19 protein-coding genes are annotated in these 22,715 nt (G+C 63.4%); 13 read left to right on the forward strand and 6 right to left on the reverse strand.

Going from position 1 to position 22,715, the window contains the following annotated elements; all coding sequences use genetic code 11:
- Positions 1-119 precede the first annotated feature (119 nt).
- Positions 120-1,388: a sensor histidine kinase gene (locus H7688_RS17935; RefSeq protein WP_183362588.1), complete on the reverse strand. Its 1,269-nt coding sequence runs from the start codon at positions 1,386-1,388 to the stop codon at positions 120-122.
- A gap of 282 nt (positions 1,389-1,670) precedes the next feature.
- On the opposite strand from H7688_RS17935, the gene H7688_RS17940 reads away from it, so the two are divergent.
- Positions 1,671-2,972, forward strand: coding sequence for a nitrite/sulfite reductase (locus H7688_RS17940; protein WP_183362589.1), 1,302 nt, complete (start codon positions 1,671-1,673; stop codon positions 2,970-2,972).
- 82 nt (positions 2,973-3,054) lie between these two features.
- On the opposite strand, the gene H7688_RS17945 is transcribed toward H7688_RS17940, so the two are convergent.
- Complete coding sequence (locus H7688_RS17945) at positions 3,055-3,954, reverse strand: YceI family protein (protein WP_183362590.1); 900 nt, start codon at positions 3,952-3,954, stop codon at positions 3,055-3,057.
- A 236-nt stretch (positions 3,955-4,190) separates the two neighbouring features.
- Here H7688_RS17945 and H7688_RS17950 point away from each other — a divergent pair, with 236 nt between their 5' ends.
- Entirely contained in the window at positions 4,191-4,625 is a 435-nt protein-coding gene (locus tag H7688_RS17950; protein ID WP_183362591.1) for a rhodanese-like domain-containing protein, read from the forward strand.
- A 525-nt stretch (positions 4,626-5,150) separates the two neighbouring features.
- On the opposite strand, the gene H7688_RS17955 is transcribed toward H7688_RS17950, so the two are convergent.
- A complete protein-coding gene (locus H7688_RS17955; protein ID WP_183362592.1) occupies positions 5,151-8,597 on the reverse strand; it encodes a pyruvate carboxylase in 3,447 nt (1,148 codons plus the stop codon).
- A 260-nt stretch (positions 8,598-8,857) separates the two neighbouring features.
- Here H7688_RS17955 and H7688_RS17960 point away from each other — a divergent pair, with 260 nt between their 5' ends.
- The 10 genes from H7688_RS17960 to H7688_RS18005 all read left to right on the forward strand — a co-directional run bounded on the left by H7688_RS17960 (position 8,858) and on the right by H7688_RS18005 (position 19,868).
- Complete coding sequence (locus H7688_RS17960; RefSeq protein ID WP_281379511.1) at positions 8,858-9,532, forward strand: DUF554 domain-containing protein; 675 nt, start codon at positions 8,858-8,860, stop codon at positions 9,530-9,532.
- Between the two features lie 226 nt (positions 9,533-9,758).
- Positions 9,759-10,598, forward strand: a complete 840-nt coding sequence (gene murI, locus H7688_RS17965) for a glutamate racemase (RefSeq protein ID WP_183362594.1) — start codon at positions 9,759-9,761, stop codon at positions 10,596-10,598.
- Positions 10,582-11,244, forward strand: coding sequence for a GerMN domain-containing protein (locus H7688_RS17970; protein WP_183362595.1), 663 nt, complete (start codon positions 10,582-10,584; stop codon positions 11,242-11,244). Before murI ends, H7688_RS17970 begins: the two co-directional genes overlap by 17 nt.
- A gap of 241 nt (positions 11,245-11,485) precedes the next feature.
- Positions 11,486-13,897: a homocysteine S-methyltransferase family protein gene (locus H7688_RS17975; protein ID WP_183362596.1), complete on the forward strand. Its 2,412-nt coding sequence runs from the start codon at positions 11,486-11,488 to the stop codon at positions 13,895-13,897.
- A 110-nt stretch (positions 13,898-14,007) separates the two neighbouring features.
- Positions 14,008-14,391: a RomY N-terminal domain-containing regulatory protein gene (locus H7688_RS17980; RefSeq protein WP_183362597.1), complete on the forward strand. Its 384-nt coding sequence runs from the start codon at positions 14,008-14,010 to the stop codon at positions 14,389-14,391.
- 22 nt (positions 14,392-14,413) lie between these two features.
- Positions 14,414-15,238: a transketolase gene (locus tag H7688_RS17985; protein WP_183362598.1), complete on the forward strand. Its 825-nt coding sequence runs from the start codon at positions 14,414-14,416 to the stop codon at positions 15,236-15,238.
- An 18-nt stretch (positions 15,239-15,256) separates the two neighbouring features.
- Entirely contained in the window at positions 15,257-16,189 is a 933-nt protein-coding gene (locus H7688_RS17990; RefSeq protein ID WP_183362599.1) for a transketolase family protein, read from the forward strand.
- Positions 16,186-16,785: a type II secretion system protein gene (locus H7688_RS17995; RefSeq protein ID WP_183362600.1), complete on the forward strand. Its 600-nt coding sequence runs from the start codon at positions 16,186-16,188 to the stop codon at positions 16,783-16,785. The genes H7688_RS17990 and H7688_RS17995 overlap by 4 nt, the downstream gene beginning before the upstream one ends.
- A gap of 142 nt (positions 16,786-16,927) precedes the next feature.
- Positions 16,928-18,427 carry a two-component system sensor histidine kinase NtrB gene (locus H7688_RS18000; RefSeq protein ID WP_183362794.1) on the forward strand — a complete coding sequence of 500 codons (1,500 nt, stop codon included), beginning with the start codon at positions 16,928-16,930 and terminating at the stop codon, positions 18,425-18,427.
- Between the two features lie 67 nt (positions 18,428-18,494).
- Positions 18,495-19,868, forward strand: a complete 1,374-nt coding sequence (locus tag H7688_RS18005; protein WP_183362601.1) for a sigma-54-dependent transcriptional regulator — start codon at positions 18,495-18,497, stop codon at positions 19,866-19,868.
- A gap of 10 nt (positions 19,869-19,878) precedes the next feature.
- On the opposite strand, the gene H7688_RS18010 is transcribed toward H7688_RS18005, so the two are convergent.
- Together H7688_RS18010 and H7688_RS18015 are read right to left on the reverse strand one after the other, a co-directional pair.
- A complete protein-coding gene (locus H7688_RS18010) occupies positions 19,879-20,061 on the reverse strand; it encodes a hypothetical protein (protein ID WP_183362602.1) in 183 nt (60 codons plus the stop codon).
- A gap of 35 nt (positions 20,062-20,096) precedes the next feature.
- On the reverse strand, positions 20,097-21,203 hold the full coding sequence (locus H7688_RS18015) for a DUF362 domain-containing protein (RefSeq protein WP_183362603.1): 1,107 nt from the start codon (positions 21,201-21,203) through the stop codon (positions 20,097-20,099).
- A 145-nt stretch (positions 21,204-21,348) separates the two neighbouring features.
- Here H7688_RS18015 and H7688_RS18020 point away from each other — a divergent pair, with 145 nt between their 5' ends.
- The gene (locus H7688_RS18020) at positions 21,349-22,083 is read left to right on the forward strand and encodes a response regulator (RefSeq protein ID WP_183362604.1); all 735 of its coding nucleotides are present in this window, start codon (positions 21,349-21,351) and stop codon (positions 22,081-22,083) included.
- A gap of 302 nt (positions 22,084-22,385) precedes the next feature.
- On the opposite strand, the gene H7688_RS18025 is transcribed toward H7688_RS18020, so the two are convergent.
- Positions 22,386-22,652, reverse strand: a complete 267-nt coding sequence (locus tag H7688_RS18025; RefSeq protein WP_183362605.1) for a hypothetical protein — start codon at positions 22,650-22,652, stop codon at positions 22,386-22,388.
- Between the last annotated feature and the right edge of the window lie 63 nt (positions 22,653-22,715).

A 22,715-nucleotide genomic window follows, 5' to 3' on the forward strand; every position in this document is an offset into this window, starting at 1 on the left:
AAGCTCCTCTATCGGTGGAAAACGCCCGCTTCTTGAGTGGTTTGTACGGTAACTGGCTGGAAGTAAGAGCTATTTAACGGCTATCTCGGGTCGAAACGCAGGGGTAGGTAGGTGCGGCGTCAGGTGCGCCGGCTGGACCCGGGCGAGGAGGTGCGTGGCATCTCGATGCTCACCCGTGTGCCGTTGCCGTCGCTGGTGATGCTGATGCGCCCGCCATGGCCGGAGATGAAGCGCTCGGCGATGGTGAGCCCCAGCCCGACGTGGCTTTCGGGGGGCTTGGTGGTGAAGAAGGGGTCGAAAAGCGAGTGCAGGTGCTCGTCGGAGACACCGTGGCCGGAATCGGTGATGATGATCTCCGCCAGTTCCGGGTGTGCGACCAGTTCGACCCCGATGTTCCCCGGCTCGCTTCCCAGCGCCTCGCAAGCATTTTTCAAAAGGGCGATCAGGGCGGCGTTGAGCAGGGGGAGCGAGCCGTGCACCGTGACCCCCTGGTGCGGCTGCTTCCACTCCACTCGGGTTCCGTCGGGAGCCAGAACGTCGAGCATCCGGATCAGCGGCTGCAGGACAGTCACCAGGTCGAGGTCGGCCATGCGCTGGTTGCCAAGCCCCACCTCGAGCTGGGCGAGTTGCTGCACGATGAGCGCGATGCGCTGGTTTCCCTCGCGAGTCTCGTCGAACAGCGCGGGGAGGTCGCGGCGGATCTGCTTCAGGTGGTTCACCCGTTCCAGTTCCTCGAGGGTGCCCCTGAGTCCCGGATTGATGCCGAGCAGTTCCCGGCTCAGTGCGTCTACCTGGCGGTCCAGGGCCTGGGTGTAGCGTTCCAGGGTGGCGAGGTTGCTCATCACGAAGCCCAGCGGGTTGTTGATGTGGTGTGCCGCCCCCGCGGCGAGCCGCCCGACGGCACCGATCTTGGCCTGCTCCACCAGCTTGCGCTGGGCGCGCTTGAGGCGCGATAGGGCCGCGTCGGTCTCCTGGTGGGCCTGTGCCAGGGCACGCTTGTGCAGGGCGTTGCGCAGGGCGGCCCTGATCCGGGCCAGCAGATCGACCTCCTGAAACGGCTTCACCACGTAGTCGTCGGCACCCAGGTCGAGTCCTGCCACGATCTGCTCCAGGGTGGATTGGGTGGTGAAGAGGATCACCGAGTAGAGCCTGGGCGTAGGCCCCAGGGTCTGCAGCACCTCGAGGCCGGAGATCCCCGGCATCTCCACGTCGAGCAGCACCACGTCGGGAAGCGCGAGCTCTAGTGCCGCGAGGCATGCCGCGCCGTCGCTGGCTTGCCGCACCAGGTATCCTTTGCCGGAGAGCAGCTCGGCTACGTAGCTGCGCACCGAGGAGCTGTCGTCGACGAGCAGGATGGTCGGCTGGTTATTACTGGTAGTGATGGTCATGGCTGACGCCCCGAAGTGATCGGTCGGCAACTGCCGGCGGATCGGTCGGTTGAGGTCGGGTATCTCCCTTAAAAGAGGGGCCTTGCATAGGTATCGGCAGCGCGCGGCCGCTGCTGTAGAAGTTATTTTGCCAGGGGGGGTGCGTGCTCCTGGATGCAGATTTGGGGGTGACAGGGCGAGCCGGAAAAGGTAGTATCGGGCGCTATCGTCAAGCGGCCGAAGCCCCGCCGACCCGAGGGTAAGGCGCCGGCTGTCTGCCGCATCCAGAGAGGAAAGAGCTAGATGACCATCGATATCCAGAAACTGCGCCTCGAGGGGATCTACCCGCAGCGCCAGAAGGAATTCCACATGCAGCGGGTGAAGCTTGCCGCCGGCATCATCAGTTCGGACCAGGCACTCAAGGTGGCGCAGGTCGCCGAGCGCTACGCCCGCGGCCTGGTGCACCTCACCACGCGCGGCAGCATCGAGCTGCACTGGCTCACCCTGGAGGACCTCGCCCCGGTGGCGGTGCAGCTCGCCTCGGTGGGGCTGGTGAACCGCGGGGCCTGCGGCGGCGCGGTGCGCGGCGTGGTCTGCGGCTCGCTCTCAAGCAGCGCCCTGCCGGAGCTCGAGGCCCTGGCGCGGCGCATCCACCGCCACTTCACCGGGAACCCGCGCTTCGAGAACCTCCCCAAGAAGTTCAAGGTGGGGATCGAGGCGGACACCGCAAGCGGCCGACACCTGATCCAGGACGTCGGGCTGGTCTGCACCGGGAGCGCGGAGGGGAAAAACCGCTTCGACGTCTACTGCGCCGGGGGGCTCGGACGCGAGCCGCAGCCGGGGTTCCTCTTGGCCCAGGGGGTTGCCGAGGAGAGCCTCCTGCCGCTCATCGAGACCATCGCGCGGCTCTACCGGGAGAACACCCCGCCGCCCAAGCGCCTTAAGTTCCTGGTGCGCCAGATCGGCGAGCAGGCCTTCCGCGACATGGTCTTCGCGCAGCCGGGTGTGCTCGACGAGCTCCCCATCGCCCCGACCCTCTCCGCGAGCCTGGTTCCGGCCCCCCAGCAGGAGTTGAGGCTGGTGGCACGCGTCTTTGCCGGAGAGCTGAGCTGCCACACCCTGGCAACCCTCGCCGGCATCGCGCGCGACTACTGTGGCGGGATGCTCATGGTGACCGGCGACCAGAATATCGAGATGCACCTCGTCTCGGGCGAGGACCGCACCCTCGCCCTGCAGCTTCTGGGCGAGGCCGGATTTGCCGCCGAGTCTGCGCGCGAGCGGGTGACCTTCCGGGTCTGCCCGGGTAACCACGAGTGCATCATGGGGCTCGCACCGACCCGCGAGGTGGCCGGTGAGCTGCTCGACGCCATGGGGCCGGCGGCGCAGGCGCTTACCTGGGCGATTTCCGGCTGCCCCAACTGCTGTGCCCAGCCTCAGCTCTCCAGGGCCGGGGTGGTGGCGAACCGGTTGGTGAAAGAGGAGGGGAGCGAGGAGCGCACCCCGCGCTACGACCTGTACCAGGCCGGCAGCGCCCCCTTCGCCGAGGCGGTCAAGCAGGGGCTCACCCGCGAGGAACTGGTCGAGGCGGTGCGCCAGCTGGGGTAGGACGACCAAGCTACCACGCAAAAAAGGGCAACCAGTCACTGGTTGCCCTTTTTTTATGTCTTCTGGAGTTGACGTTCCCTTACTACACCGCCAGCAGGAAGAAATCGAGCGTCACCATGTCGTTCACCAGGTGCATGCCGAGTTTCTCGAAGAGCTTTCCCGAGCCGTAGCGGATATTCCACTGGGTGCGGTCGATCTCCAGGGTTGCCTGGGCCTTGATCCCTTCGGCCTCCGGGGCGACCAGGGCGGGAAACTGCACCGGGTGGGTGATCTCCTTGATAGTGAGGTCGGCCTCGATGAGGTAGTTGGCGCGCCCCGGGGTGGCCCCTGCGATCGGGCTCCAGCTTTTGAGCCGCGCCTCGGCCTGCGGGTAGTGCTCTACCTCGAAGAAGTCGTCGGAGAGCAGGTGGTTGATCAGCATGTCGCGGAAGTCGGCCTGCTGCAGGTCCAAGTTGCTGAGGCTCTTCATGTCGATGACCAGCCGCCCGGTGAGCTGGCCGTGGGCGATGCTGATCTCGCCGCTGGAGATGGCCAGCGTCCCGGTGTGCCTGCCGTTCAGGTTGCGCCCGGTCCAGGCTACCTGGCTCTTCCCAATGTCGATCCGGTAGCTGCGTTCGGCAATTTCAGGGCTCGGCTGCAGGGCGGCCCCCGCGGGCTCCAGCGGCCGCCCCGCGGCGAGCCAGGCTTCCAGGCCGCCGGTCAACTCGCAGACGTTTCGGTAACCGGCGCTGCTGAGCTTTTGCAGGGCGCACTCGGAGGCCTGCGAGCGGCTGCTGGTGTCGTAGACGACGATCGGGGTCTCCGGGTTCGGGATGAGCCGCCGTACGGTCTCCAGGAAGACCACTTCGTAGACACAGGCGTTCAGGGCGCCGGGGATATGGTGGGCTTGGTAGTGTTCGGGGAGCAGGACGTCGAGGAGGACTGTATCGGTGGAAGTTTCCAGCTTGCGTGCCAGCCCCGCCGGGTCGATGGTGCAGGTCATGTGAGACACCTCCGGTGATTAATTAAGATGCCAGATCACATTGTACCGCATTTGCAGGGAGGCTCGTCGCTGTTTTGCCGTGCTTTCTTCCGGTGTTGGTGTGGCGAGGTGTTTACGGGGGAGTGTGGCCGCTATCGGGCATGGCGATCAAATTGATTGAAAAAGCCGCTCGCGGCTGCTAGATTGACACGGCCCGAACTGTGTCTCGGTACCTCAATTACCAAGGAGTTTTCCCCATGAAGAAATTGCTGCTGGGTACCCTTTTGGCTTCCCTTCTCCTGGGGGGCGTCGCCTGCGCCTCCGGTTACACCTACACCGCGACCAAGGAGTTCAAGGAGTCTCTGGAGAAGGCAAAGCCGATGATCATCGTCGACATCCAGGTGCCGGTGGAGTTCGCCAAGCATCACTTCAAGAACGCGCTGGAAACCGATGCCTTCCCCGCCAAGAGCGATGCCGAACGGGCCAAACTGGACAAGGTGCTGCCGGTGATCGCAGCAAGTCAGGACGAGGTGGTGATTGTCTGCCCGCGCGGCGGTGGCGGCGCCAAGAACACCTGGGACTACCTGAAGAGCAAGGGGGTCGCTGAGAAGCGGATGCGCATCCTGGAAGGTGGCATGCAGGGGTGGCCGCACCAGGAACTGACCGTCTCCGGGACGCCGGTACAGAAGTAGCCCACGACACCGGGGCGGCGGGTTCCCGCCGCCCTTTTTGCATCTCCTTCCCCGTTTCCCCTGCCTCCCCTCAGAGGTGCCCAGGCACCTGTATTTTGGTCGCCGTTTGGCACTCCTGGGGCTCTCCGCATTTGCGAAATTTTGTAGTCAATTCTTACGGCATTCGTGAAAATACGCCACTTGGCTGCTACGATGGCGTCAATTATCTGTCGGTTGCCTCCTGGTCCAGCTCAAAGTGGACAACTTTCAGCAAGTTAGCGTGCTATACACGTAGATGGTTGCCAGTGGATGTTCCGCTATCCACCGCACCTGTGGAAAACCGTGTGGACAACCGGAGCGTCGCGTGTCTCATTTTGACGATTTTTGCGGATTTCCAGCAATTTGCCCAAGAAATGGGCAAATTTTGCGCTCCAGGAGCTTTCCTGTCACACCCTTGACGTAAGAGTAAGCTTACAAAAAAGGGAGGGCCGCAGCCCTCCCTTTTTTGTGTATACGCCGTAACCCGTCTTGTGGTCGGGGAAACGTCTAAGCCACTACGATGATCAGCTCCTCTTTTTCGACCTTGCCACCCTCCTTGCAACGCACCTCGACGATGATGCCGTCCTCCTTGGCCTTCACGTTGGTCTCCATCTTCATCGCCTCGGTGACCACCAGGATGTCGCCGGCCTTGATCACGTCGCCGGGCTTCACGTTCACCTTGAGCACCTTGCCCGGCATCGGGGCGCCGATCTGCTTCGGGTTGTGCTTGTCCGCCTTTTCGTGGGAGGCCTCCTCGGACTGCACCGAGTTGTCACGCACCGTGACGCTGCGGGCGTTGCCATTCAGCTCGAAGTAGATCTGGCGGGTGCCGTCTGGTTGGGTCTTCCCTATTGTGTTGAGCTTGATGATCAGCGTCTTGCCCGGCTGGATCTCGATGGAGGTCTCCTGTCCCGGCTCGAGCCCGTAGAAGAAGATCGGGGTCGGGATCACCGAGGTGTCCGAGTACTCCTGGCGCTGCCGGTCGAACTCCACGTAGACGTTGGGGTACATGAGGAAGGACATCAGGTCCTTGTCGTTTACCGGGTGGCCGACCTTGGCGGCGGCCTTCTCGCGCTCGGCCTCGAAGTCGATCGGCTCCAGAAGGTCACCCGGCCGGCAGGTAATAGGTTCCTGCCCTTTCAGGATGATCTTCTGCAGCTCCTTGGGGAAGCCCAGGTACGGTTGGCCGATCATCCCCTTGAAGAAGCCGACCACCGACTCGGGAAAGGCGTAGTCGGCACCCTCGACGTAGATGTCCTCGGGTTGCAGGTTGTTTTTCACCAGGAACATCGCCATGTCGCCGACGATCTTGGAGGAGGGGGTCACCTTCACCAGGTCGCCGAACAGGTGGTTCACCTTGTGGTACATCTCCTTGCACTCTTCCCAGCGGTCGATGAGCCCGAGACCCGCCACCTGCGGCTTGTAGTTGGAGTACTGGCCGCCGGGGATCTCGTGGTGGTAGACCTCGGCGGTGGAGCTTTTCAGTTCGCTCTCAAACGGCACGTAGTAGTCGCGCACCGTTTCCCAATAGTTGGCGAGCTGCTGCAGGCCGCGCTCGTTCACCTGCGGGTCGCGCTCGGTCCCCTTCATGGCCGCCACCAGGGCGTTCAGGTTGGGCTGCGAGGTGAGCCCGGAGATCGAGGAGAGCGCCGCGTCCACGATGTCCACCCCGGCCTGGGCAGCCATGATGAGCAGCGCGCCGCCGTTTCCGGAGGTGTCGTGGGTGTGCAGGTGGATCGGGATGCCGATCTCTTCTTTCAGCGCCTTCACCAGCTGGTAGCCGGCGTAGGGTTTCAAAAGCCCCGCCATGTCCTTGATGGCCAGGATATGGGCCCCCATCTTCTCCAGTTCCTTCGCCATGTTCACGTAGTAGGAGAGCGGGTACTTGGTGCGGTTGGGGTCCGAGATGTCGCCGGTGTAGCAGATGGCGGCCTCGCAGACCTTGCCGCTTTTGCGCACCGCTTCCATGGCGACTGACATCCCCGGGGTCCAGTTGAGCGAGTCGAAGACGCGGAAGACGTCGATCCCCGCCTCGGCCGCCACCTCGATGAAGCGCTGCACCACGTTGTCCGGGTAGTTGGTGTAGCCGACGGCGTTGGCACCGCGCAGGAGCATCTGGAACATCACGTTGGGGATCGCCTCGGAGAGCTCGTGCAGCCGCTGCCAGGGGCACTCCTTCAAAAAGCGCATGGTGACGTCGAAGGTGGCGCCGCCCCAGTTCTCCAGGGAGAAGAGGTTACTCCCCAGCCGCGCGGTGGCCGGAGCGATCTGCAACAGGTCGTGGGTGCGCACCCGGGTGGCCAAAAGCGACTGGTGGGCGTCGCGCATCGTGGTATCGGTGATGAGGAGTCCCTGCTGCTCAAGCACCCAGGCAGAGAGCCCCTCGGCGCCGCGCTCGCGCAGGATGTCGCGGGTCCCCTTCGGGGGCGGCACGAGCAGATCCACCTCGGGCACGAGCGGCTCGATCATCCCGGCCGAACGCTGCGGGGTGGCCACGCCGGGGGAGCCGTTCACGATCACGTCGCCCAAAAAGCGCAGCACCTTGTTGGCGCGGTCCTGCTTCTCCTTGAGCTGGAGCAGCTCGGGATGCTGGTCGATGAAGGAGGTGTTGCACTCGCCGGCCAGGAACACCGGGTGGTTGATCACGTTCTCCAGGAAGCCGATGTTGGTCTTCACGCCGCGGATGCGGAACTCCTGGAGGCTGCGGTTCATGACCCGGGCCGCGGCCTCGAAGGAGAGCCCCCAGGCGGAGACCTTGACCAGGAGCGAGTCGTAGTGCGGGGTGATCTGCGCGCCGGTGAAGGCGTTGCCGGCGTCGAGGCGCACGCCGCATCCGGCCGAGGAACGGTAGGTGGAGAGGGTGCCGAAGTCCGGGGCGAAGTTGTTGGCCGGGTCTTCAGTGGTGATGCGGCACTGGATGGCGTAGCCGCGCATCTCGACCGAGCCCTGGTTGGGGATGTTGATCGCGGGGTCGGAGAGGCGTTTCCCCTCGGCGATCAGGATCTGGGCCTGCACCAGGTTACGGCCGGTGATCATCTCGGTCACCGTGTGCTCGACCTGGATGCGCGGGTTCATCTCGATGAAGTAGTAGCTCCCCTCCTCGTCGAGCAGGAACTCCACGGTGCCGGCGTTACGGTAGGCGACCTGCTTGGCGATCTTCAGCGCGTCGGCGCAGAGGGCGCGGCGGGTGTCGCCGTGCAGGGCGAGGGACGGCGCGAACTCGACCACCTTCTGGTGCCGGCGCTGGATGGAGCAGTCGCGCTCGTAGAAGTGCACCAGGTTCCCGAAGGAGTCGCCCAGTACCTGCACCTCGATGTGCTTGGGGTTTTTCAGGTAGCGCTCGAGGAATACCGAGGGGTCGCCGAAGGCGGCCTTGGCCTCGCTCGACGCGGACTGCAGCCCCTCGAGGAGCTCCTTCTTGTCGTGGGCGACCCGCATGCCGCGCCCGCCGCCACCTGCAGCCGCCTTGATGATGATCGGGTAGCCGAAATTCTTGGCGAAGATGAGGGCCTCTTCCTCGTGCAGGATCGGCTCTTCGGTTCCCGGAACGGTCGGGACGCCGGCTGCCTTGGCCACCTTGCGGGCGGCCACCTTGTCCCCCAGGGCGCGCTGCATCTCGGCGGTAGGGCCGATGAAGGCGATGCCGTTTGCCTCGCACTTCTCGGCGAACTCCGCGTTTTCGGCGAGGAACCCGTAGCCCGGGTGGATGGCGTCCACCTCGCGCTTCTTGGCCAGCGCGATGATCTCGTCGATGCCGAGGTAGGCATCGATCGGCTTCTTCCCCTTGCCAACCTGGTAGGCTTCGTCAGCTTTGTAGCGGTGGAGCGAGAGTTTGTCCTCCTCCGAATAGATTGCTACGGTGCTGATGCCCAGTTCGGTACAGGCCCGGAAGATGCGGATGGCGATCTCCCCGCGGTTGGCAGCCATGACCTTCTTGAATTTCCGTGCTTCCATTGACTCTCCTTTTGCTGTTCTGGTTGAATAGAGTAGAACAAAGTGTGGCCAAATAAAACAGCTGGTAAGACCAATTCCTATCAACTATTGAATACTTAGGCGGCTTTTGGGGAGGATCGACATAGAATCATGTTCACATATGTTTGTCAATATGTAATGCTGTTATATCACGTTAAAATCCCCCTACCCGCACCGGGTCCCTTTCGGGGCTGTTTTTGCTTGCCTTTCCCCGGTCAACTTACTATCTTTGCGGGATGATTATGTTGGGAACGACGGTAAATGCCTCTGCGATTGTGCTGGGAAGCTGCCTGGGCCTGAAGGCCGGGCATCTTTTGTCTGAGCGGGTGCGCGGCACCATCATGGCGGGGTTGGGGCTGGCGGTACTTTTGATCGGTGCGCAGCTGGCGCTTAAAAGCCAGGAGCCGATGATCGTGATCGGCAGCCTGATCGGCGGCGGCCTCTTGGGAGAGCTGATCGGCATCGAGGCGCGCCTGGAGGCCTTCGGTGCGCTCCTGCAGCGCCGCTTCAAGGGAACGGGCAAGATCGCCGAGGGGTTCGTGACGGCGAGTCTTTTGTACTGCGTGGGGGCCATGGCGATCATGGGGGCCCTGCAGGACGGCTTGGGGCAGCGCCCCGAGATCCTCTACGCCAAGGCGGCCCTGGACGGCATCGCCTCGGTGGCGCTCGCCTCGACGCTGGGGGCTGGTGTGCTCTTCTCGGCGGGCCCGCTTTTGCTCTACCAGGGATCCATCACCCTCGGTGCCACGGCGGCACAACAGCTCTTGACCCCGGCGGTGGTGCGGGAGATGAACGCGGTGGGAGGGCTCCTGATCGTGGCGATCGGGCTCGACCTCCTGGGTCTCAAGCGCTTGCCGGTCGGGAACCTGCTCCCCGCAGTGTTCCTGGCTGTGCCGCTCGTCCAGCTGTTCTGTTAAAAGCGAAAGGCTCACTACAGAGGACACTGAGGGAAAATCGAGGAACACAGGGGAAGGCAAAACGGGTAAAGACTTAAAGATTTGAGGTTTACCCTGTGTGACTCTCGCCGTTCCCCCTGTGCTACTCTGTGGTCAGTTTTTAAGTGTTTAAAGATTAAAGGTGTTCCTCTGAGTGCCTCTGTGTCCTCTGTGTCCTCTGTGGTTAACGCTTTGTCTGGAGTGTTTCGTGGCGTGGAAAGCAATCGGCATATTTGATTCGGGTGTGGGCGGGCTTACGGTGCTCAAGGAAGTGGTGCGCTCGCTCCCCCAGGAAGACACCATCTACTTCGGGGATACCGCGCGCGTTCCCTACGGCACCAAGTCGCCTGAGACGGTCCTTCGCTACTCGCGCCAGATCGCCAACTACCTGCTGAGCCGCGACATCAAGCTCCTGGTGGTCGCCTGCAACACCGCCTCGGCGGTGGCGCTCTCCCAGCTCCAGAAGGAGCTCCCGATCCCCGTGGTCGGCGTCATCGAGCCGGGAGCCCGTGCCGCCTGCCAGGTGACCCGCAGCGGCAAGGTGGGTGTCATCGGCACCGCCGGGACCATCGGCTCCAGCGCCTACACCAAGGCGATCAAGCGGATCAACCCGGACATCGAGGTGGTCACCAAGGCCTGCCCGCTCTTCGTGCCGCTGGCAGAGGAGGGGTGGGTGGATAACGAGGTGGCGCGGCTCACCGCACGGATCTACCTCGAGGAACTCAAGGCCCAGAACGTGGACACCCTGGTGCTCGGCTGCACCCACTACCCGATCCTCAAGGAGGTCATCGCCGAAGTGATGGGCCCCGAGGTGACCTTGGTCGATTCGGCGGAGCAGACCGCCATCACGGTGACCCGGATCCTCTCGGAGTCGCACCTGCTGCGTCCCGACGGCGAGCAGGGGAACCACCACTACTACGTATCCGATATCCCGGCGGGCTTCATCCGGGTCGGCAACCGCTTCCTGGGGGGGCGGCTGGGCGATGTCTACCAGGTGAACCTGGAGCAGGAACAGCAAGACGGAGGGGGCGGTGAGGAAGAAGCCTAGCAGGGCAAAGGGGATAGTGATACTGGCCTTCGTGGTCTTCGCCTGCGTGGTGGGCGCGCTGGTGGTCAAGAAGTACCAGACCGCGCACCGCAAGGCGGAACAGCCCCAGCAGACCGCACCCGCACCGGCGGCGACCCGGGTGGTGAACCTCTTTTTCGCCTCGCCCGATGGCGACCGGCTGGTGCGCGAGGGGCGCGAGGTCGAGATCGAGGAGGAGACGGAGGCCGACATCGAGAGCGTGGTCGACGAGCTGGTGCGCGGCCCGCTGGGTGAGCTGGGGCCGACGCTGCCGCCGAACACCCGGATCCTCGGTGTGCAGCTCAAGGGGGACCAGGCCTTTATCGACTTCGGGCCCGAGCTGCAGCAGGGGCTTCCCGAGGGGAGCTCCGCCGAGCTGGTGGCCGCCTATTCCCTCGTCGACACCGTGACCGCCAACTTCCCGCAGGTAAAGAAGGTGCAGATACTGGTGAACGGGGTAGCGGTCGAGACCTTGAAGGGGCACCTCGATATCAGGTATCCGTTGGTCCCCGACTACTCGCTGGAGCAGCCCGCCGAGGGGGATAAGGGGGCGGGCGCTGCAGAACCGAAGGGTGAGAAGGGTGGCAAGCCCGGGAAGGCTGGGAAGGGCGAGAAGGCGGGCAAGTAAGCTCCACCGCTGACGGCCTCACGTCTCCCCCTTTGCAAAAGGGGGGGCGCGGGTTGACCGGCTTGAGTGATGAGCTTCCTGGTTGGCAGGGCAACTTTTACCGAGACTCTTTGATCGGTCTTCAGGAAACACCACGCGAACCACCGGCGCCGTAATCGACGCCGTTTTCTTTTCAATGTCCTTCAACGTAGAACCTAGACCTAGAACTTAGAATTTAGCAGCAGTCCCGAGGGGGGTAACGATGATGAAGCCGTTTATGCAGGCGATCGAAGAGCGGGTGCTGATCCTGGATGGTGCCATGGGGACCATGCTGCAGGAGCGCGGCCTGAAGCCGGGCCAGTCGCCGGAGGAACTCAACATCACCGCCCCCGAGATCGTCGCCGGGGTGCACCAGGCCTACCTTGACGCCGGCGCGGACATCATCGTCACCAACACCTTCGGCGGCACCTCGGAGAAACTCTCCCACTACGGCCTTGCCGACCGCCTGGTGGAGATCAACCAGAAAGCGGTCGAGATCGCCAAAAAGGTGGCCGGCGACAAGGCCTACGTGGCGGGCTCCATGGGCCCCACGGGGCGCTTCGTCGAGCCGGTGGGGGATCTCTCCTTCGACGCGATGCGTGACATGTTCAAGGCGCAGGCCGCCGCCCTCATCGACGCCGGCTGTGACCTGCTCACCCTGGAGACCTTCCTGGATATCAAGGAGATCCGCGCCGCCGTGATCGCCATCCGCGAGATCTCGCAGGAGATCCCGGTCATCGCCATGCTCACCTTCGAGGAGAAGGGGAGAAGCGTCCTGGGCTCCCCGCCGGAGGCCGCTGCCATCACGCTGGAGGCGGTGGGCGCCAGCATCGTCGGCTCCAACTGCGGCCTCGGGGTGGACGGCATCTACGAGATACTCTCCGCCATGCGCCGGGTGACCCGCCTGCCGCTCATCTGCCAGGCAAACGCGGGGCTCCCGGTCCTCAAGGACGGCAAGACCCTCTTCCCCGGCACCCCGGACGAGATGGCCTCCTACCACGACCGGCTCATCGAGCTCGGCGTGCGCATCATCGGCGGCTGCTGCGGCACCACACCCGCGCACATCCAGGTCATGCAACAGGCGCTCTCCGGCAAGCAGAAGCCCTTCAGCCGCCCCCCCGAGGCCGGCATCACCTGGCTTTCCAGCCGCGGCTCCTTTGCCGCCATCGGCGGGGGCCACAAGACCGCCCTCATCGGCGAGCGGATCAACCCGACCGGCAAGAAGCTCTACTCGCAGGAGCTGAGGGACGGCAAGGTGAGCTACATCCGGCGCGAGGCCATGGAGCAGACCGAACTGGGGGCGACGCTTCTCGACGTGAACGTCGGAACCCCGGGGATCGACGAACCCGCGGCCATGGAACGCGCCGTCTTCTGCGTTCAGGGGGCGGTGCAGACCCCGCTGGTGCTCGACTCCTCCTCGCCGGCCGCGCTCGAGGCGGGGCTTAAGGCAGCCGACGGCAAGGTGCTCATCAACTCGGTGAACGGCGAGGAGAAGAGCCTCGCCGCGGTGCTGCCGCTTGCCAAGAAGTACGGCGCGGCCCTGGTCTGCCTGACGCTCGATGAAGCGGGGATCCCGGCCGACGCCGCGGGGCGCGTCGCCATCGCCGAGAAGATCGCCCAGGCCGCCGGAAAGGCCGGCATCTCCCGCGACCAGCTGGTGGTCGACTGCCTCACCCTCACGGTGAGCGCCGAGCCGAAGGGGGCCGTGGTGGCGCTCCAGGCGATCCGCCAGGTAAGCGGCAAATTGCAGCTCAACACGGTGCTCGGCGTCAGCAACATCTCCTTCGGGCTCCCCTCGCGTCCGCTCATCTCCTCCACCTTCTTCGCCATGGCCATGGAAGCCGGGCTCACGGCCGCCATCGTCAACGTGAAGGAGGCCCCGATGCTGTCCGCCTGGCGCTCCGCGATGGTCCTTCTGGGGCGCGATCCCAACGCCGCCGGCTACATCGACGCCTACAAGAATGTCGTTGCCGATAGCGCACCGGCCGCAGCGACCGCCGAGCCGGAAGGGATCCGCGGGCGGCTTGCCAAGGCGGTCATCGACGGCGACCTGGAAAACGTGGTGGGTCTGGTGGAGATCGCCCTCGCCGAAGGGCTCACCCCGATGGAGGTGAGCTCCGAGGCGCTTTTGAAAGGGCTCGAGGAGGTGGGGCGGCGCTTCGACAAGGGGGCCTTCTTCCTGCCGCAGGTCATGCTCTCCGCCGACACCATGAAGGCCGCCTTCACCCGCCTCAAGCAGGAACTCTCCGGCGGCGGGCTCGCAAACCTCGGGCGCATCCTCATGGCCACGGTGGAAGGGGATATCCACGACATCGGCAAGAACATCGTGGTGACGCTTCTGGAAAACCACGGCTTCGAGGTGATCGACCTCGGCAAGAACGTCCCGGCCGAGCGGATCCTCTACGAGGCCCAGGCGCACCAGGTGGATGCCGTCGGCCTCTCGGCGCTCATGACCACCACCATGGCCCAGATGGAACAGGTGGTGGCCCTTTTGAAGCGCGAAGGGGTGAAGACCTTCACCATGGTGGGGGGCGCGGTGGTCACCCAGCAGTACGCCGACGAGATCGGTGCCGACCTTTACGCCAAGGACGCCATGGAGGCGGTCGAGCGTATCAAGAAACTGCTGGCAAAATAGCGGTTTCGGCCGGGTCGCTTCTCATGGGAGAGCTGCGTAATTAGCTTGCAACGCCGACGGCGCTGTGCTACTTTGCGCAGGTACGCCATTTGGCGTAGAGGGTGATGGACATGGTGCTCGGATTCAATCACAACATACGGTATAAAGGGGAGTTATTCCACGTGCAGACCGAAGACAGCGGTCTGGCAAATCCCCACATCATCACCCTGCTCTACCTGGGCGGGACAATCCTCTGCTCCAAGAAGACCAGCTACGCCGACATCATAAAGACGGAACAGCTGGAGCAGGTGGTTGAATCCATTATGAAAGAGCAGCACAAGGAGATGATGCGCCGCCTCAAGGGGGGCGAATTCGACGCCCGCATCTTCCCCAATGCCAATCCCCACGCAGCGCCGGCTGCGTCAAGTCCCCCCGCCGAACCGGCCCCTGCCCAACCCACACGCAGCCTGGATGAGGTGATCCTCGATTACCTGATTACGGGCGAGGAAAAATAACGCCACCCTGAAAGGAACCTCCGTGAAAGAAAAGATTGCAGAGCTCGAGGAAAAGGCGAGGCGGCTGCGCGTCGCCATCGTGAAGACGCTGCACAAGTCGCAGTCCGGGCATACCGGTGGCTCGCTGTCCGCCATCGACATGATCTGTGCGCTGTACTTCCACAAGATGCGCCACAACCCGCAGGACCCCTCCTGGGACGGACGTGACCGTTTCGTTTTGTCCAAGGGGCACGCGGCACCCGCGCTCTACGTGGCGCTCGCCGAGGCCGGCTACTTCCCGGCCGAAGACCTCATGATGCTGCGCCGCCTGGGAAGCCACCTGCAGGGGCACCCGGATGCCAAGGTAACCCCGGGCGTTGACGTCTGCACCGGCAGCCTCGGCCAGGGACTTTCCATGGCCAACGGCATGGCATTGGGCCTCAAGCTGGAAGGGAAGCCGAACCGGGTCTACGCGGTCCTGGGCGACGGCGAGCTCCAGGAAGGGCAGATCTGGGAGGCCGCCATGGCCGCCGCCCACTACAAGAGCGACAACCTCTGCGCGCTCATCGATTCGAACCGCCTGCAGATCGACGGCTTCGTCGAGAAGGTCATGAACGTGGGCGACATCGCCGGCAAGTTCCGCGCCTTCGGCTGGAACGTGATCGAGATCGACGGCCACGACATGGGCGCCATCGTGGCGGCCCTGGATGCTGCCGAGGCCCACAAGGGTGCGCCGACCGCCATCGTGGCCGCCACCGTCAAGGGCAAGGGCGTTCACCTCTTCGAGAACAAGGCCGCCTACCACGGCGTCACCCCCAACGACCAGGAGCTTCCCGAGGCGCTCAAGTGCCTGGGCTGCTTTGACTAGACAGGAAAGGATCCGACTATGATTGCAACGAGAGACGCCTACGGCGAGACCCTGGCTGAGCTGGGCGCCGAAAACGATAAGATCGTGGCCCTGGACGCCGACCTGTCCGGTTCCACCAAGACCGGCGTGTTCGCCAAGAAATTCCCGGAGCGCTTCTTCAACTGCGGCATCGCCGAGGCCAACATGGTGGGTACCGCCGCCGGCCTCGCCGCCGTAGGGAAGATCCCCTTCGTCTCCACCTTCGCCATTTTCGCCGCCGGCCGCGGCTGGGAGCAGATCCGCCAGTCGGTCGCCTACCCCAAGGCCAACGTGAAGATCGTCGCCACCCACGGCGGGGTCACCGTCGGCGAGGACGGCGGTTCGCACCAGTCCGTCGAGGACGTGGCGATCATGCGCGCCATCCCCAACATGACCGTGATCGTGCCGGCCGACGGCGAGGAGACCAAGGCCGCCATCCGCGCGGTTGCCGCCTACAAGGGGCCGGTCTACGTGCGCCTGGGGCGCAACAAGGTCCCCAGCATCTTCCCGGCCGGGCACACCTTCGAGATCGGCAAGGGTAACCAGGTGGTGGATGGCTCCGACCTCACCTTCATCACCACCGGCCTGATGACCGCCGCCGCGGTGACCGCCGCCGAGAAGCTCAAGGCGGAAGGGATCTCCGCACGCGTGGTGCACCTGGGGACCGTGAAGCCGCTCGACAAGGAGCTGGTTCTGAAGGCTGCCGAGGAGACCGGCGCCATCATCACCGCCGAGGAGCACTCCGTGGTGGGCGGCCTGGGCGGCGCAGTGGCCGAGTTCCTCGCCGAGAACTGCCCGACCCTCATGAAGCGGGTCGGCGTCTACGACCGTTTCGGCACCTCGGGCAAGGCCGACGAGCTCTTGAAGTACTTCGGCCTCAACGCCGAGACCCTCATCGAGGAAGCCAGGGAGATCCTTCCGAGGAAAAAATGACCCCTCATCCGCTCCGCTCGCAGGCCGGACTGACCTACATCGCCACGATCATCATGGTGGTGATCCTGGGGATCATGCTCTCCCAGGGGGCACAGTACTGGACTACCCGGATGCAGCGCGAGCGCGAGGTGGAGCTCCTTTTCCGCGGAACCCAGGTCCGGGACGCCCTGAGGATCTGGTACGGCTTCAAGCCCCCTTCCACCGACTCGAACGGGAGGCAGACACCGGCGAGCGACGGGTCGCTGACCGGTGCGGTAAAGCGGCCGCCGCTGTCGGAGTTGAAGATGCTCCTGAGTAACCCGGGTCAGGCGGGACGGGCCCGTTACCTGCGTCCCTCGAACCTGGTGGATCCCATCACCGGCAAGGAGTGGGCGGTGGTGAAGGACGCTTCGCAGCGCATCGTCGGGGTGGCCAGTACCAGCGAGAAGCAGCCTCTCAAACAGGCCAACTTCCCGCTGGACCTCGATCCGCAGGATTTCGAGGGGAAGAAGAAGTACAGCGAGTGGCAGTTCATCTACAACCACTACCCGAAGCCGGGTGGCGGCGGGTATCAGAAAAACCTGAACCCCGAGTCTCCCACTCCCCAGGGGAAATAGTTCGCCCCCCTGCTTCCAGGAACCTGGCAGCCGGGAAAACCGTTCAGCGATGTCGCCCGGCCTGGCCGGGCTTTTTCGGCAGTAGGCCGATCGCCAGGAGCCCCGGGGCTCGCGACCCCTTTACGCCTTACGCGGAGGTACTCTGAAATTCAAGAGTCTGACAACGAGGGTCATCCTCCTTACGATCGCCCTACTCATCTTCGGCATCGGGACCTTTGCGGGTCTGACCCTGCGCCGCGAGCAGCAGCAGCTCATCAACTCCGCCCGTGAGAGCAGCGACCTTCTGCTCAACACCATCGAGCGCAGCGTCTACAACTCGATGCGCATCGGCAACACCGAGGATGTCCAGGTCATCCTGGAGATGGTCGGCCAGAACGAGAAGCTGGTCGGCGTGCGCATCTTCCACCCGCACGGCGTGATCCTCAAGTCGTCCCAGCCCGGCGAGGTGGGGCGTCCGGTCGACGAGCGGGACTTCAAGCTTTTCCTGGACAACAAGCGCGAAGGTGTCTTCAACCTCCCCGGGCACGGTGAAGTGCTCGGCATGGTGAAGCCGATCTACAACGACCGGCAGTGCAACCTCTGCCACGGTTCCAAGAGCCGGATCATCGGCCTTTTGAACGTGAACTACTCGCTGGTGGAGACCAGGAGCAAGATCGTCGAGCTCACCAAGCTCTTCGCCGCCTCCACCTTCGCCATCATCTTCTTCCTCTCGGCGGCGATCTCCATCGTCATGGTCCGCTTCGTCAAGAAGCCGCTCTCCCGGATGGCCGAGAACATGGCCAAAGTCGAGGCGGGGGACCTTTCGGTGCGCATGACCTCGCACGGCCAGGACGAGATCGGCAGGCTGATCCTCTCCTTCGACTCCATGGTGGACCGGCTGGACCGGGCCAAGAAGGAGCTCGAGGCCTACCACTTCCAGCAGATGGAGCGCGCCGACCGGCTCGCCTCGGTAGGGGAGATGGCCGCCGGCATCGCGCACGAGATCAAGAACCCGCTGACCGGCATCGCCGCCGCGATGACCGTCATCAAGGACGACTTCTCCGAGGGGGACTCCCGCATCGGCATCATCAACGAGGTGCTCGAGCAGATCTCCCGGCTGGACAAGACGGTGAACGACCTGCTCTTCTTCGGCAAGCCGACCATCTCGGAGCCGGCCTGTACCGACATGAACCAGGCGCTCAAGAAGATCCTGGTCTTCGCCTCGCAGCACCGCGGCGGCAAGGACATCCAGAAGCAGCTCGACCTCGAGGAGAACCTCCCGCCGGTCTACGTGGACCCCAAGCACATCCAGCAGGTGTTTTTGAACCTGTTTCTGAACGCGGTGCAGGCGATGGCCAACGGCGGCACCCTCACCGTGCAGAGCCGTCGGGTGCTCGTCGACGGCGAGGACCTGGTGCAGGTGAAGGTCACCGACACCGGTCAGGGGATCCCGCCCAACATCCTGGAAAAGATTTTCACCCCGTTCTTCACCACCAAGGCCCAGGGGACCGGTCTGGGCCTGGCCATCAGCCACCGGCTGATCGAGCAGCACGGGGGACGTTTGACCGTCGTGAGCGAATGCGGCCAGGGGACCACCTTCACGGTGGAACTCCCGGCCTTCGGCAGCGACGGGGAGTGCAAGTTGCCCGACGCGGAAGCCTGAGCTACAGGGCCGGCGCCGGCGCGGCAGAGTCTGCTGGTTAGGTACATCACAGCTTGAAGGAGCAGCCATGCGCAGAACAAAAATTATGGTGGTGGACGACGAGCACCTGATCCGTTGGTCTCTCGAGCAGAACCTCAAGAAACAGGGGTACGAGGTCTGCACCGCGGGTACCGGCGAGGATGCCCTCCGGCTGGCCCGTGAGGAGCAGCCGGACCTGGTGCTTTTGGACTACCACCTGCCGGGCATCAACGGCCTGGAAGTGCTGCAACGCCTCAAGGAGAGCGATGACGACATCGTGGTCATCATGGTGACGGCCCAAGGGGGGCTGGAGACCGCGGTCAACACCATGCGGCACGGCGCCTACGACTACATCAACAAGCCGTTCAACCTCGACGAGCTGTCCATCGTGATCCGCAAGGCGCTGGAGACCTCGGACCTGCGTCGCGAGGTGGTGCAGCTTAGAAGCGAGCATAAAAAGCAGGGGCCGCCCAAGATCCTCGGCACCTCGAAGCACATGAAGAACGTCCTGGATATCATGGCCAAGGTGGCGAAGAGCGATGCCTCGACCGTGTTGATCCAGGGAGAGTCCGGAACCGGCAAGGAGCTGGTGGCCAAGTGGATCCACTACGAGTCCGCCCGCGCGGAAAAGCCGTTCGTGGCGATCAACTGCGCCGCGGTGCCGGCGACCCTCCTGGAGAGCGAGCTCTTCGGCCACGAGAAGGGCGCCTTCACCGACGCGAAGGCCTCCAAGAAGGGTCTCTTCGAGCTGGCCGACGGCGGCACCGTGTTCCTCGACGAGATCGGGGACATGGAGATCGGCATGCAGGCGAAGCTCCTGCGTTTCCTGGAGGACCGTACCTTCAGGAGGATCGGCGGCACCAAGTCGATGCCCGTCGACGTGCGCATCGTCTCGGCGACCAACAAGGACCTCTTGAAGGCGATCGAGGATAAGACCTTTAGAAACGACCTCTACTACCGTCTCCAGGTCATTCCGATCTTCCTCCCCCCGCTTAGGGAGCGCAAGGAAGACATCATCACCCTGGTGAACTTCTTCATGGAGAATTTCTCCAAGGAGTTCAACAAACCGATGAAGGGGATCTCCAACATGGCGGAGAAGCTCCTGGTCGATTACAGCTGGCCCGGCAACATCCGCGAGCTGAAGAACGTCATCGAACGTGCCATCATCCTGGGCACCGACGAGAACCTGCTCCTGGAGAACCTGCCGCTGGAGATCGTGGCGAAGGCGAGCCAGACCGGTGCGGTCCCCATGACCACCTTCAAGCTTCCGCCCGAGGGGATCGACATCGAGGAGGTCGAGCGCGAGCTGATCAAGCAGAGCCTGGAGATCACCGACTGGAACCAGTCGAAGGCCGCCAAGAAGCTGAACCTCGGCATCGACGCCTTCCGGTACCGGATGAAGAAGTTCGGGTTCTTGAAGTAAGGACAACAAGTCAACCCCCTGGAAGGCGGATGGTGCGGATGCAGCCGGATTTCCACGGATAAACCACAAACGTTAAAAGCATCCTTACGATAAAAAAGAAAAGGCCGACACCGGGATACTCACCCAGGTCGGCCTTTTCTTTTGCTTCAGGTAAATGACGTTGCAGGTAATCCGCGGAAATCGGCCCGATCACCCGATCCGCTCAATCCGCGTCCAGAACTTTGGACGTTAAATCTTCACCAGCTGGTACTCCCTGGTCCCCAGCCCGATCTTCTCCGCGTGCTCCAGCTGCACCTCCCAGTCGATCTCCGGGTGCACCCCGCGGAACTTGTCGCCGCCCGGCTCATGTCCGCTCGAGAGGGCCGTGTTCTCGTTACCGCGCGCGTTGTTCACCAGGTCCGCGCAGGCCTGGTCCAGCGCAACGGGATCGGTCGAGGCGCAGATGCCGATGTCGTTCACGATCGGCGCGTCGGCGTGCCCGTAGCAGTCGCAGGCGGGCGACACCTGGGTGATGAAGTTGAGGTACAGGGTCTTCTCACGCTTGCCGGCAACCGACCCCAGGGCGTACTCGGCCATCTTGCGCATCACAAGCGAGGCGCTCTCGTTCCACTGGATGTTGATCGCCTTCTGCAGGCAGGCGGTGATGCAGCGGCTGCACCCGACGCAGGCCTCCGGATCGATGCGCGCCTTCCCCTCCAGGATGCTGATCGCCTCGTGGGCACAAGATTTCAGGCAGATTGAGCAGCCGTTGCAGAACTTCTCGGCCACCTTGGGTGCCACCGTGGAGTGCTGCTGCATCTTGCCGGTACGGCTCGCGCACCCCATCCCCAGGTTCTTCAGGGTTCCGCCGAAGCCGGTCAGTTCGTGGCACTTGAAGTGTGAGACCGCGATGAGGGCGTGCGCCTCGACGATCTCCGTGCCGATGGAGACGCTCTTCAGGAGCTCCCCCTCAATGGGGACGTCCACGGCGGTATGCCCGCGCAGGCCGTCGCTCATGATGAGCGGGGCTCCGACCACCGCGTAGGCGAAGCCGTTTTCGATGGCGCAGACCAGGGCGCTCGCCGCCTCCTTGCGCTCGCCGGGGTACAGGGTCGAGGAGTCGGTCAGAAAGGGGATTCCCCCTTTGGCCTTGATCTCGTCCACCACCCGGCGCACGAAGATCGGGCGTACGAAGGCGTGGTTCCCCTTCTCCCCGAAGTGCACCTTTACCGCGGTCAGGTCCCCCTTGGCGACAACACGCTCCAGACCCGCCTCCTGCATCAGCCGGCCGATCTTGGCAAACAGGTTCTCGCGCGAACCGGCCCTCATGTCGGCGAAAAATACCTTGCTGGACATATGAAACTCCCGTCGTATCAGTGTTAGAACAGCTCCTTGGTGGTACCACAGATCCGGAGTGATTTCAATAAGCTCAAGGTTTCGCTTGCTCTGCCGGCAAAATCTGTTATTTATTAAAAAAATTGTTCGGCAACCGGGGGTGCCAATGAAAGAATGCGAAGATCGCGAGCTCTGGCTTTTGGGGCTTGGCGATAAAATAGAACGTGGTGCCGTGGTGTGCAGCTATCTAGCCGAAGGGGGCTACCGGGCCAAGGTGGCCGGCATTGCCGACCTGGCCAAGTGCACCCCGCTCGCCATCCTCCTGGACATCTCTCCCTGGTCGGACGACGGCTGGGGAATACTGCAGACCCTGAACGGTGACCCGGCGACCCGCGACATCCCGGTGCTGCCGCTCTACCTGAGTGAAAACGGTCAGGTGGGCGAGGTCTTCCCGGTGGCCGGCTTCTTCACCCTGCCGCTCGAGAATGGCTACCTGACCCAAAAGCTGCAACGCTTCGGCCTGACCGACGAGTCGGATGACTACGACCTGCAGGCCATGGTGGTCACCCGCAAAGGGGAGGAACGCCTCGAGCACGCCATCGTCAAGTTGGGGTTCGAGGTGGTCAACGCCTACACCGGCAAGGAGGCCATCGCACTGGGGACCATCGTGCACCCCTACATGATCTTTTGTTCGCTGATGCTCCCCGACCAGACCGCCTTCGATCTCCTGGAGCGTTTCCGGCTCTACCCGCAGACCCGGAACATCCCCTTCTTCGTGCTGTTGAAGGAGGCGATGAAGGAAGGGGAGCGCGGTGCCATGAGCCACGCCATCGATCACCTGGTGCGCAAGAACTACCTGACCCGCGACGAGTTCCTCTCCTACTTCAAGAAGTCCGCCTAGCCCGGGAACGCGATACACGAAAAAAGGTGAAAGGACCAGCCGCACGACCAGATCGGTCGCCGCGGCTCGGCTCTTTCACCTTTTTTTATGACCGACGTGCGAGTCGCCTGCTATAGCTGCCCGGCAACCTGGGTACCTCTAAACCCCTTCCCACGAAGCGCCGCCTTTGAACCAGCGTTCCCCCCTTTGGAGAGGGGGGGGCAGGGGGGATTCGCCTTTCGTCGACCTTTAGCTTATAAAGAACCTTCGCGCTGGTGCTACCGACAGGTAGCACGGTGGCAAGCTTTGGCGTGTAACCCTTCCTAGTACGTTATCCCCGCATAGAAATCCTGCAGGAACTGGCGCTGGTTCTTGGTCATTACTCCGCGCACGTCGATTTCCGACAGGATGCGCCAGATGATCCCCAATTCGCTGAAGACCCTGAGCACCGCGGAGAGCTTGTGACGCGCGCCGGTGTCCTCGCCTATGAGACAGCCCTTCACCAGTTCCTCGGTGAAAACCGAAAGCCGGGTGATTTCGTGATGGGTTGCCATGACGGCTATCGGAGTGATTTCTTCTTCTGTCGTCATATGCCTCTCCAGTCCGCAAACGGGCTGAACCAGCCGGCCGGCATCCTTTGGGTACGCTCCCTG

The sequence above is a fragment of the Geomonas limicola genome, from assembly GCF_014193675.1.
GTDB lineage: Bacteria > Desulfobacterota > Desulfuromonadia > Geobacterales > Geobacteraceae > Geomonas > Geomonas limicola.